Annotated in this window: 10 protein-coding genes and 1 tRNA gene; 7 read left to right on the top strand and 4 right to left on the bottom strand. The window is 61.3% G+C overall.

Annotation, left to right across the window (positions count from 1 at the left end):
• Positions 1–198 precede the first annotated feature (198 nt).
• Entirely contained in the window at positions 199–846 is a 648-nt protein-coding gene (chpT, locus tag H8A92_RS09300; RefSeq protein WP_229195530.1) for a histidine phosphotransferase ChpT, read from the bottom strand.
• 151 nt (positions 847–997) lie between these two features.
• Here chpT and cysQ point away from each other — a divergent pair, with 151 nt between their 5' ends.
• The gene (gene cysQ, locus H8A92_RS09295; RefSeq protein WP_229195529.1) at positions 998–1,825 is read left to right on the top strand and encodes a 3'(2'),5'-bisphosphate nucleotidase CysQ; all 828 of its coding nucleotides are present in this window, start codon (positions 998–1,000) and stop codon (positions 1,823–1,825) included.
• 1 nt (position 1,826) lies between these two features.
• On the opposite strand, the gene H8A92_RS09290 is transcribed toward cysQ, so the two are convergent.
• The gene (locus H8A92_RS09290) at positions 1,827–2,291 is read right to left on the bottom strand and encodes a YHS domain-containing (seleno)protein (RefSeq protein ID WP_229195528.1); all 465 of its coding nucleotides are present in this window, start codon (positions 2,289–2,291) and stop codon (positions 1,827–1,829) included.
• Positions 2,292–2,444: 153 nt separating this feature from the next.
• On the opposite strand from H8A92_RS09290, the gene H8A92_RS09285 reads away from it, so the two are divergent.
• The 3 genes from H8A92_RS09285 (at position 2,445) to H8A92_RS09275 (ending at position 4,683) form a co-directional block, all read left to right on the top strand.
• Entirely contained in the window at positions 2,445–3,050 is a 606-nt protein-coding gene (locus H8A92_RS09285) for a DUF1134 domain-containing protein (RefSeq protein ID WP_097677239.1), read from the top strand.
• A gap of 152 nt (positions 3,051–3,202) precedes the next feature.
• Positions 3,203–4,498: a coiled-coil domain-containing protein gene (locus tag H8A92_RS09280; RefSeq protein ID WP_229195527.1), complete on the top strand. Its 1,296-nt coding sequence runs from the start codon at positions 3,203–3,205 to the stop codon at positions 4,496–4,498.
• 110 nt (positions 4,499–4,608) lie between these two features.
• Positions 4,609–4,683, top strand: a tRNA-Val gene (locus tag H8A92_RS09275).
• A 756-nt stretch (positions 4,684–5,439) separates the two neighbouring features.
• On the opposite strand, the gene H8A92_RS09270 is transcribed toward H8A92_RS09275, so the two are convergent.
• Complete coding sequence (locus tag H8A92_RS09270; protein WP_229195526.1) at positions 5,440–5,601, bottom strand: hypothetical protein; 162 nt, start codon at positions 5,599–5,601, stop codon at positions 5,440–5,442.
• Positions 5,602–6,069: 468 nt separating this feature from the next.
• Positions 6,070–6,303, bottom strand: a complete 234-nt coding sequence (locus H8A92_RS09265; protein WP_229195525.1) for a hypothetical protein — start codon at positions 6,301–6,303, stop codon at positions 6,070–6,072.
• A 408-nt stretch (positions 6,304–6,711) separates the two neighbouring features.
• On the opposite strand from H8A92_RS09265, the gene H8A92_RS09260 reads away from it, so the two are divergent.
• The 3 genes from H8A92_RS09260 (at position 6,712) to H8A92_RS09250 (ending at position 9,834) form a co-directional block, all read left to right on the top strand.
• Complete coding sequence (locus H8A92_RS09260; protein WP_229195524.1) at positions 6,712–7,341, top strand: FMN-binding negative transcriptional regulator; 630 nt, start codon at positions 6,712–6,714, stop codon at positions 7,339–7,341.
• Between the two features lie 657 nt (positions 7,342–7,998).
• Positions 7,999–8,670, top strand: a complete 672-nt coding sequence (locus tag H8A92_RS09255; protein ID WP_229195523.1) for an HAD family hydrolase — start codon at positions 7,999–8,001, stop codon at positions 8,668–8,670.
• A 255-nt stretch (positions 8,671–8,925) separates the two neighbouring features.
• Entirely contained in the window at positions 8,926–9,834 is a 909-nt protein-coding gene (locus H8A92_RS09250) for a TauD/TfdA dioxygenase family protein (protein WP_229195522.1), read from the top strand.
• Positions 9,835–9,991: the final 157 nt, after the last annotated feature.

The following is a 9,991-nucleotide window of genomic DNA, read 5'->3' as shown; positions in this document are numbered from 1 at the left end:
CCAACCTTCGAAAAACGCCGAAAACGCTGCGGCGCGCGACATCGGCGCGCCGGACGGAACTTTGGTCAGCTTCTCCGCAAAGCGTTTAAGTTTGGTTGAGTAAATGGAAAAGAACGGGATCAACAAAGAGATAAGGCCGCGCGATTGAATCGCACGGCCCGTCGTAACCTTTGATTAATGATGTTGCCGCGGCCGCGTTCAGGACGCCGCGATAATCACCTTGTCGCCGTCGAGCGCGAGCGTCACCTTCAGCCCGCAAGCCTCCGCCAGCAGGCGCGTGTAATGCGGCTGTACCGCATGCGCATCGACCGTGTTCGCGGAGCTTGCATTGAGCAGGTCGACGATGTTCTGCGGCACCCGCGCATTGAGGCCCGCGGCCGTGATGCGGAAGCTCATCGCCTCGCCCTCGCCGACCGGATCGATCAACAGCGTGCCGCCGCGCGGGATGGTCTGCTGTGCGATCACCAGCATGTTCAACAGCAGCTTGACCCGGTTCTTGGGCAGCAGCAGCCGCGGCAAATTCCAGGTCAGCGTCACCTTGCCGTCCTCGATATGCCCCTTCGCCATATTCTGGGCATCGCCGAGGTCGATCTGCGCGCCGGAGGAACCGGCCGCGCCGAACGCCAGCCGGCAGAACTGCAGCCGCGCCGAAGCGGTCTTGGCGCTCTTGCGGATCAGATCGAGCGCGAACTCGCGGTCTTCGGGCTTGGGATTGTCGTCAAGGACCTCAAGCCCATTGACGATCGCGCCGACCGGACTGATGAGATCGTGACAGACCCGCGAGCACAACAGCGCCGCGAGTTCGAGCGCGTCGGGAGCGGGACCGGGAGACGAAGTGCCAGACATCAATTGTTTCCTGGAAAGCCGCACGCCGCCGCAGGGGTGCGAATCACGCATGCCTGTCGGCTTGATACACCGGGCAGACGGATGCTGCCAGCTTGCGGCGAGACCGGCATCATGATCTCAGGGGAAGACGAACAGGATATGAGACCCGCTCATGAATAAGGCACAATCGGCCGCCCTCGACTGCGATAAGGCCGCCACACTGCTCGAATCACTGACCGAACTGGTGATCCTGGCGGGCGAGGCGATACTTGCGGTCAACCGTTCCGCCATGAATGTGACCGGCAAGAGCGACGGCTCGCCGGTCACCGAGGCCGATCTCGCCGCCGACCACATCATCGTCGAAGGACTGACCCGGCTCGCGCCGCATGTCTCGCTGCTGTCGGAGGAGCGCGTCCATCTGGCGACGCCTCCTTACAAGGACAGTTTCTTCCTGATCGATCCGCTCGACGGCACCAAGGAGTTCGTCGCCGGCCGCGACGAATTCACCGTCAATGTGGCGCTGGTCACGCACGGCGTGCCGCTGCTCGGCATCGTGGGTGCGCCGGCGCTGGGGCTGATCTGGCGCGGTATCGTCGGCAAAGGTGCCGAGCGACTGACGCTAAAGGACAACGCGGTTTCGCAGGCCGTACCGATCAAGACCCGCCCCTGCCCGCCGCGCGGCGCGCCGTGGGCGGTTGCGGTCAGCCGCTCACATGGCGATGCGCGCACCGAAGCCTTCATCGACGAACGCGGCGGTGCGGTCCGCGCAGTACTGGGATCGGCCGTCAAGTTCGGCCGTGTCGCCGAGGGCGAGGTCGACATCTATCCGCGGCTGTCGCCGACATCGGAGTGGGACGTGGCGGCCGGTCACGCCGTCGTCGTTGCGGCCGGCGGCAAGGTCACCGATTCGAAAGGGAGCCAACTGCATTTCGGGCTCGGCCGCGAAGCCTTCCTGGTGCCGGAATTCATCGCCTGGGGCGACCCGGCCGCGGCGTCGTGACTCACTGCGCGAGATTTTCTTCCAGCTCCGGCCAGCGCGCCGCGGCTTCCTTCAGGAAGCGCGCGGGATCGGCGGCGAAGGCGTCGCGGCTGTGTTCACGATTGAACAGATAAAGCCTGTTCCCGACGACGGCCCAGAATCGCGGATTGCCCGCGCAGGCCACGCCCCGCACCAGATCGGTCGGATCGTAACCGCCGAACTGCGGACCATAGATTTCGGGATGCGCCACGAACGAGGCGCGGTTGCCCTCGTTGCGGAAACGCCAGACCACACCGCTGTCGGCGGCCTCGTATTCCGGCCGCCCCTGGGTGGCGGTGGCATCGGTGAAATAGGCAACGGGATCGAATCCCTCGATCGCCAATCCGGAGTAGCGGTTCGTCACCACGCGCTCGGTGGTCGTGGCCTGAACAGGCAAAGAGGGCCAGACGGCCGCCAAAATGCCCGCCAACAGGCCGAAAAAGGCCATGCCGCGGCACGATCCATATCTTTCCTGCCGTTGTGCCGTCATAGTTGATACCGATAACATCCGAGTCGAGGGGACACTGGGCGCAACCTAGAGCCGTGCCTGTTGGCATCAGGTTAAAGGGCAACGCCCAGATTTCGATAGCAGGGGTTCTTTATGACTTTCGCATCACGCCTTGCCGCGGTCGCGTTCGCCGCGCTGATGTGCTGGAGCGCAGGGGCGTCCGCGCAGCAGCCCCCTCCGCCGCAATATCCACCGCCACAGCGTGAGCCGACTCCGTATACTTACGGGCCAGACGAACTGGTCGGCGCCGGACACAAGTTCTTTGGCAATGTCTCGCGCGGGCTCGCCTCGGTCATCGAGCGCGCCGTCAGCCAATGGGGCCTGCCCAATGGTTATGTGCTCGGCGAAGAAGGCTCCGGCGCTTTCGTGGCCGGGCTGCGCTATGGCGAAGGCACGCTCTACACCAAGAACGCCGGCGACCTCAGGGTCTATTGGCAGGGCCCCTCGGTCGGCTTCGACTGGGGCGGCGACGGCGCCCGGACCATGACGCTGGTCTACAACCTGCCCTCGACGCAGGCGATCTACCAGCGCTTCGTCGGCATCGACGGCTCTGCCTATATCGTCGGCGGCTTCGGCATGACGGCGCTGACCGCCAACAACATTGTGCTGGTCCCGATTCGCTCGGGCATCGGCTTGCGGCTCGGCGCCAGCGTCGGCTATCTCAAATTCACCCCGCGCGCGACCTGGAACCCGTTCTAGGTCGCAGCCCTGATCGGGTGAGGCCGCCGGCGCTCCGGCGCGGTTAGCGATTCAGGTTAACGCGGCAAACGGGCTGGCCTTTGGCTGGCCCGTCGTGGCATTGTGATTAACAAATTCCTTCTTTCCTTCTTCTTTCCTTGGAGTGACCCTTCATGATCGAGATGATCATGTACGCGGCGGTCGGTTTCCTGCTCTCGATGGTGTGCGGACTGATGATCATGCCGCTGGTGCATAACCGGGCGGTACGGCTGACCACGCGTCGCATGGAAGCGGCGACCCCGCTGTCGATGGCCGAGATCCAGGCCGACAAGGACCAGCTCCGCGCCGAATTCGCCATGTCCGCCCGTCGGCTCGAGATGAGCGTCGACCAGCTCAAGAGCAAGACCACGAGCCAGCTTGCCGAGCTCGGCAAGAAGACCGATGCGATCAACCGCATGAAGATCGAGCTGGGCGAAAAAAACGCCGCGATCTTCGCGCTGGAGGCGCGCGAGAAGGCGATGAAGGAGCAGCTTCGCGCCACCGAGGAAGAGTTCGGCGCCAAGACCGAGCTGTTGCGCAACGCCGAGCAGGCTCTGACCGACAAGCAGAGCGAACTCGGCAAGATCAACGCCGAGCTCAGCAACCGCTCGATGACGGCCGACAGCCGCCAGGTCGAACTGGTTGCCGTGCGGACCCAGGTCGAGGAGCTGAAGAGCCGGGTCGGCGATGCCGCCAGGGAGTTCGCGGCGACCGAGGCCCGCCTCGCCCAAGAGCGCAGCCAGTCGGAGACCGCGACGCGCGATCTCACCGATGCGCGCGGTCGGGTCGAGAATCTGAGCCAGAGGGTCACCGATCTCGACCGTCAGTTGATCGTCCAGGTCAAGGAAGCCGAGATGCTCGGCAACCGCGTCACCGACCTCGAGACGCGGCTCGCAACCCAGGGCAAGCTGCTGGCCGAGCGTGAATTCGAGAACGGCCAGTTAAAGCAGGCCAACGCCGCCGCCGAGCGGACGGTGCAGGAGCTGCGCGAGGAGATCGCCGCGACGAGCGGCGGCAAATCGTCCGTGCTCGAGAAGCTGCGCCAGGAGAAGGCAGCCGTCGAGGAGCAGCTGCGCGTTGCCCGTGACGAGCGCGGCAAGCTGCAGCGCGACATCAACGCGATCCAGCAGCAGGCCGAAAGCTCCTGGGCGACCGAGCGGATGGAGAACGCGCTGCTGCGCGAGCGCATCAACGACATCGCGGCCGAGGTGGCCAAGCTCGCGATCCAGCTCGAAGGCCCCAATTCGGCGATCGAGGCCATGCTGGCGGCCGAGCCGACGGTGCCGGCCAAGGCGGCCGCCAAGCCCGCCAACGGCACCGCAAATGGCGTCGCTCCGGGCAGCGGGATGCCCGAAGGCGGCGGCACGCTGGCCGAACGCATCCGGGCGCTGCAGTCCCACGCCTCCCGCGCCCGTCAGCAGGGGGCCTGATTCCCGCAGGGTTTGGCTTGACACCCCTACCCGGCACTTCGTAAATCGCACGCTCTGACGAAGCAGCATTTCGACCGGCCGGCATCGGCCGTCGGCACGTCACATATCCCGGACGCATAGCTCAGCGGGAGAGCGTTCCCTTCACACGGGAGAGGTCCAAGGTTCGATCCCTTGTGCGTCCACCATTTAGCCCAGATTTCAAAGACTTAATGGATTGATTCTCTTAGCGTGTGCCCCAGGGGAGTCGGGGCACAACGGGGGCACATCGCTTTGCGGCACGGTTGGAACGCCTCCTGTCCCAGCCGCCGCGATTTCGAGGCCGATCAATGCGCTTGGCTGATCCCTTGGCCAGGCTGCACCTACGAGCCCGCCAGCAGCGTCTTCGCTGCTGTTGCTCAGGCGCCACCGCGCGACGAGCTGGGTTTTCGGGCGACAGGCGAACTGACGCCGATGCGACGGGAGAGCCCGCCCGGCGCTCCAGGCGTCCGAAGGATTCGATTCCACGGACGACAGGAATCGGAAACCGGGTGCGAGCGGTCCCGCCGGCGGTCCGGTTCCGGATCCGCTCCGATTTCCAATCCTTGGAATGCGGGTTCCCAGGATGGCTTCGCCCGACGCCGAACCGAAGATTCCGGCCGCCGACACGGCGCCTCCGACGCCCGGCGCGCCGGTCAGGAATCGGCGCATGTGCGCCAAACAGCGTCTTCGCAAGGATATCGTGAGGAAGGCAGGCGATCGTCGAAGCAGCCGAGAAATCTAGCAGAAAGGACGCTGACCACGAGGATTGAATAGCGCGTGTCGCGAGCTGAGCGCGGTCTCACCGCCTCGCCTTCTTGGGCGGGGATCAGCCGGTGGAAAACGACTCGGAAAAAACCCGCCACCCAGCCTGCTGATCGGCGCGCCCGGCCACTCGTCCTCCGCAGATAGGCCTCCCAATCTCGTCACTCTGGATCTTGCCGGACGAAGACCTGCTGTCCTTTGGGACGCAAGTCGACGATCGGATGCCCCACGGCAATGCGGAACGCCGTGCGGTCTACACCCATCGCCGCAAAGCAGTCCTCAAGCGTAGTGTTATCATCGACGGCATGGTGCATTGCGGACATCCCGGGCTCCCGATCCTCGGCGCGCTCTACCACGGCGTATCTCGGAATGTCCCGAATGTCCGGAGGCAAGCGCTCGCCGTCCTCAGACGGGGAGCCGACGCCATCTGGACCGCGTCCGAGACGCTCCGGAAACCGAATCTCTCGATCCAATCGGAGAATGCATTGGCCCAACCCGGGCCGAGCGGCTCGTCGGGCCAAGCCTTGTGTTCCCACATGTCGCGCAATTGGCGCGCCGCAGCCCGCCATTCCGGGTTGGATGCCATAGTCGTTCGCCTGTGGACAGACAATTCGAATCGTGTGGGGTCCTACGCCCCGGTGGCTCTCGCGAACCAGCTATGTTCATGCGGATATTGGTAGAAAAATATTTGTTGGGACGGGCCAGCGACTCTTGGATCGGATCGGTGAATTGCGGGAAAAGCGATTCGACAAGCCCACCGGACGAAAATTCACAGACCGACAGGCGGCGCCCTATCCATCCCAGCCACGTCTATCTTTCAGGAAGATCATCCCGTCGAACGCGGCCAGTTTGGCCTTCGCTTCGGATTCATATCGCCGTCTCGCCGTAACGAAGCGTCCTGCGGCTTTTTCGGTGAGCCTGCCGCCCCATAAACCATCCCCGTTTAGGAAGATGGTGATGTTGTGTTCATCGGTATTACGAAGCTGTTGCCAAGCGACGAGATCCTCCAGCGGCGGTCGAGCCAACGGCTCTTGCGTCCAGCGGCCCCTCCCAGTGCGCACTCGCGTGGCGCCGGCTCGCAATCATACCCGTGAGGCACCGCCGTATTCTCTGCCCTCAGCGATCCGCTGTTGTAGATTCCAAGTTAAGAATATGGCTCGGGCAACGGGCAGCAGTTCAAGGAAAGCCAGACGTTCAGAGCGACGAATAAAACCGAGCTACCGGTGCACCCGGACTTGCCGCCTGGTCCATTACAATTGCCTTGCTCAGCTTCTTCACGGCCCCAGAAGTGCGTGAGGGGTGCGATCATCAGCGGCCGGGCCACGAGCAAGGCGGCTCGATCCAACGTGGAACCTCTACGGGCCGACTGAAACTGGCAGTTTTTTAGCATACTGACCTGGGTTTATCTCGACGACCTCCAACGGAGAACCTTCATGTACATACCACCCCACTTTCGAGATGACGACCTGGAGAACATTCGAGCGACAATCCGGTGCGCCCGATTGGCCAACCTGATCACGGCCACGTCAGACGGGCCCCTTGCGACGCCTCTTCCGCTCTTTCTCGATGAGAGCGAAGGCGAACACGGCGCGCTGTACGGCCACCTAGCGAAGGGCAATCCGCAATGGCGCACGCCCCCGATCGGAGAAGCTCTCGCGATCTTTGCTGGCGCAGAGGCTTATGTGACGCCATCCTGGTATCCCAGCAAACGACAATCTGAACGTGAGGTGCCGACATGGAATTATATCGCGGTCCACGCCCATGGGCCGACCGAGTTCTTCGAGGATCCCGATCGCCTTCTTGAAATCGTGACGCGTCTGACGAATATCCATGAGACGTCACGAGCGACGCCTTGGGCCGTCAGCGATGCTCCCGAGGATTTCATCGCCGCCCAGTTGCGTGGGATCGTCGGCGTGCGCATCCCCATCACCAGGGTCGAAGGCAAGCGCAAGATGAGTCAAAACCGCCCCGCTCCTGACCGCCTTGGTGTCGCCACCGGCTTGGCGGCGAGCAAACTGCCACGGGATCAGGAAGTTGCAGCTCTTATCCTGATTCAGGGCTGAGGCGACAATGTGCATGACTGGCGCCAACAGGGCCGGTCGACAGAAAGCGAGCCTACATCTGCAGCTCTCACGGGCCCCAGCGGCATTAGTCTTGCCGTGACGCCGGTCGAGGCATTAAGGATTGGCTGCAGCGGCGGCCTCTCAGTCGAAAGTTGTTCAACACCCCGGAGCTTCGACTTAGTCTGAGAACCCAATTTGCCTCACCAGAGTGAACCGATCTCGGAGAGATCAACCTGGCCCATCGATTAACTCGCAAAATTCACTTACGGAACGGTCAGCTCGAACTTACCGCACCGTGTAGACTCTTGTCCGTATTCTGACAAAGACGCAACGTCGTGTCAGGTCCAGTGCAGCGCGCATAGTAAGCGTTGAGACCTTCCAAAGCCCTTCCGGCCTTATTGCATGCCAACGCTGGCTGGCATGGCTATTGCTTCAACTAAATCAATCCAGAAATAGAGCTACAGAAGCAGCAATGCTCACGCTCTCCACCCGCCCTCTCGCCTCGGAAGAACGGTCCGCCCGTTCAGCTCACTGGCGCGCCTTGCACCCGTGACGACTCTGTTCGAACCGCGACGATCGCCCCAGACATGTAGACGAGTAAATATCTAAGTCTCGAACACATTCTATCGCACGATCACATTTGCCTTAGGTTCATGCATGAAATCCGCAATTATTTTCGACTGGAATGGCACGCTGCTCGATGATGCCAACGCGGTGCTGAAAACCATCAATGCAATTTTGAGCCGCTTCGGTCGCGCAGCTGTGGATATGCACAAGCTTCGTGAGAAGTTCGAACTTCCTCCTTCGGTTCTTTTCCGCAACCTGGACATGTCGAAAGATGAAATCGAAGTCGTACAGAGCAACGACAACGCCATTTTTCACGACACTTATGAGTTCCTGGCGCGCAACGCGGCCTTACGTAAAGGGGCTCGAAATATTTTGCTCGCCGCTGATCAGCGAGCCATCCAAACCGTCATTGTCAGCAACCACATTGTTGGACCAATTCGCACACAATTGCGAAGACTTGGGATCAACACTCACGTCACCGACATTTTGGCATTTGAGAGCCGCGCAACTCAGTTTAGGAGCATGAGCAAGCAAGAACGGCTGCGCTTGTATATGCAGGCCAATGATCTATCCCCAGAAAGAACTGTCATCGTGGGCGATATGCCAGTTGAGACCGAGATTGCCCGCAATCTTGGCCTTATCAACGTATCAATCGTGGGAGGATATGTTTCCGAAGGGCGCTTACGCGCGGCAGGGCCCGACTACACGATTTATGATCATCATGAATTATTACCAATCTTACGGAAGCATTTGCCTTTTTGAGGGCAGTTGAGTGATTGCAATAACATAACTGAATGTCTTCCGTCGGCCGCCGCTCTCTTTGCACATATTCGGTGGGTGAGGTCGACGATCGAGCTTCTTTGTCGCTCGGTCGACTCATCGGTTGGTCCGAGAACTCGCGCCAAATAGCGCAATTCGTTGCCATGGGGGCTACATGTTCTTCTTTCGCCTGGCACGTTGCTTGCTGAAGATCATCCGCCCCGAGAAGCAGAAACTTCAAGGGCTTGGAAAAACAACATGAGCACAACGGCTTTGATCAGTGACGTCATTCCGGGCGCCGATGTTCTGAAACGTGCAGCGCGCATTGGTGCCGAAGTCAAAAATATCGAGCTATCGGGCGATCTACCGGACCGCGCGATCGCTGCGATAAACAGCTTGCTGCTCGAGCACAAGGTGATCTTCTTTCGCAACCAACGACATCTCAATGACGTTGAACAGGAGCGCTTTGCTGCTCGTCTTGGAAAGCTAACGCCGCATCCGATGCTCGGCGCCGCCAGGGGGACGGCCTCGCTCCTCGAACTGGACTCCACTCGCGGCGGCGGTCGCGCCGATGTTTGGCATGCGGATGGGACCTTCGCCGATGCCTATCCCAAGATTTTAGTCCTGCGGGCCGTAGTAATGCCAGCTTTCGGAGGCGACACCGTGTGGTCGAACACAGCTTCCGCGTATCTCGATCTGCCGCCGCCGCTACAACGGCTTGCCGAGGAGCTATGGGCCGTTCACAGCAACGTTTTCGATTACGCCGGGATCGCGCGTGTCCGCGAGGTGGACAAGAAACACTTCGACGAGGTATTCACCAGAACGGTTTTTGAGACCGAGCATCCCGTCGTGCGCGTCCACCCCGAAACAGGCGAGCGGACGCTAGTGCTCGGTGCTTTGGTGAAGCATTTTGTTGGGATCTCCAAATACGACGGACAAAAGCTCTTCGATCTGTTCCAGTCTCATATCACCGCGCCCGAAAACACTGTGCGCTGGAACTGGTTAGAGGGCGATATCGCGATATGGGATAACCGCGCAACGCAGCATTACGCCGTTAACGATTACGGGGACGGGCATCGCGTCGTGCGTCGGGCGACAATCGAGGGCGACGTGCCTATCAGCGTCGATGGCCGGAGTAGTGTACCGCGCCTGAAGGTGACCGAATAAATGCCCATCGACGCCAGGCGCTCTTGCGTCTGAAGACCCGGTAATCGGCGCTATTCGGGGCGGACGCAGGAACACGCTTCCGACACGATATCTTAGCTCACGGGCCAAACCCGGCAGCGTCTCGGTTGATGCATCCTACTGTAAGCTTTGACCGGCA

Source organism: Bradyrhizobium acaciae (assembly GCF_020889785.1).
GTDB lineage: Bacteria > Pseudomonadota > Alphaproteobacteria > Rhizobiales > Xanthobacteraceae > Bradyrhizobium > Bradyrhizobium acaciae.
This window is presented reverse-complemented; position numbering and strand designations above follow the sequence as displayed.

What these genes read in the sequence shown, in the direction of transcription:
- H8A92_RS09290 (WP_229195528.1), bottom strand. Translation starts at nt 2,291, where the DNA reads ATGGCCTTTTTCGGCCTGTTGGCGGGCATTTTGGCGGCCGTCTGGCCC.
- H8A92_RS09260 (WP_229195524.1), top strand. Translation starts at nt 6,712, where the DNA reads ATGTACATACCACCCCACTTTCGAGATGACGACCTGGAGAACATTCGA.
- chpT (WP_229195530.1), bottom strand. Translation starts at nt 846, where the DNA reads ATGTCTGGCACTTCGTCTCCCGGTCCCGCTCCCGACGCGCTCGAACTC.
- H8A92_RS09255 (WP_229195523.1), top strand. Translation starts at nt 7,999, where the DNA reads ATGAAATCCGCAATTATTTTCGACTGGAATGGCACGCTGCTCGATGAT.
- H8A92_RS09285 (WP_097677239.1), top strand. Translation starts at nt 2,445, where the DNA reads ATGACTTTCGCATCACGCCTTGCCGCGGTCGCGTTCGCCGCGCTGATG.
- H8A92_RS09250 (WP_229195522.1), top strand. Translation starts at nt 8,926, where the DNA reads ATGAGCACAACGGCTTTGATCAGTGACGTCATTCCGGGCGCCGATGTT.
- H8A92_RS09270 (WP_229195526.1), bottom strand. Translation starts at nt 5,601, where the DNA reads ATGTCCGCAATGCACCATGCCGTCGATGATAACACTACGCTTGAGGAC.
- cysQ (WP_229195529.1), top strand. Translation starts at nt 998, where the DNA reads ATGAATAAGGCACAATCGGCCGCCCTCGACTGCGATAAGGCCGCCACA.
- H8A92_RS09280 (WP_229195527.1), top strand. Translation starts at nt 3,203, where the DNA reads ATGATCGAGATGATCATGTACGCGGCGGTCGGTTTCCTGCTCTCGATG.